Origin of the sequence: Microtetraspora sp. AC03309, from assembly GCF_020826795.1 — a bacterium.
In the GTDB taxonomy this organism is placed as follows: Bacteria; Actinomycetota; Actinomycetes; order Streptosporangiales; family Streptosporangiaceae; genus Microtetraspora; species Microtetraspora glauca.
On sequence record NZ_JADDIL010000319.1, the window covers coordinates 1 to 686 of the forward strand.

The window sequence follows — 686 nt, forward strand, 5'->3', positions numbered from 1 at the left end:
CTGCAGGATCAGCGAGCGTGAGAGCAGCGGGGCCACCACCGAGAACGACGGGTTCTCCGTGGTGGCCGCCACCAGCAGTACGACCCGGTTCTCCACCGCCGCCAACAGCGCGTCTTGCTGTGTCTTGGAGAAGCGGTGCACCTCGTCGATGAACAGAACGGTCTGTTGGCCGTGGACCGCGGCCCGGCGCGCCGTGTCGATCACAGCGCGGACTTCCTTGACGCCGGCGCTCAGCGCGGAGAGTGCCTCGAACCTGCGTCCGGTGGCCTGGGAGATCAGCGAGGCCAGGGTGGTCTTCCCGGTGCCGGGCGGGCCGTAGAGGATGACCGATGCGGCACCGGACCCCTCCACCAGGCGACGCAGTGGCGAGCCTGCCTGCAGCAGGTGGGTCTGACCGACCACCTCGTCGAGGCCGGCCGGGCGCATCCGCACCGCCAGCGGCGTCGACGAGCGCTCGCGCGAGGAGCCGACCAACCCCGAATCGGGCGCCGGTGCACCGGGCCCCGCGGATGCGGGCTCACCGGGCACGTCGAACAAACTGTCGGACACGTCTTCTGCTTACCACGCCGACACGACGGACTACGCCGGCGCGGTCACGAAATCGATGAGTTCCTCCACCCGGCCGATCAGCGCGGGCTCCAGATCGTTCCAGTCCCGCACGCGCCCCCGGATCCGCTGCCAGGCCC

At 70.4% G+C, this 686-nt stretch carries 2 protein-coding genes; both read right to left on the reverse strand.

The features are described from left to right. On the reverse strand, positions 1 to 474 hold a 474-nt coding region (locus IMZ11_RS43080), incomplete at its 3' end, for an AAA family ATPase (RefSeq protein ID WP_228649407.1). A 105-nt stretch (positions 475 to 579) separates the two neighbouring features. After that, positions 580 to 686: DUF3097 family protein (locus IMZ11_RS43085; protein ID WP_228649409.1), on the reverse strand; the 107-nt coding region annotated here is incomplete at its 5' end.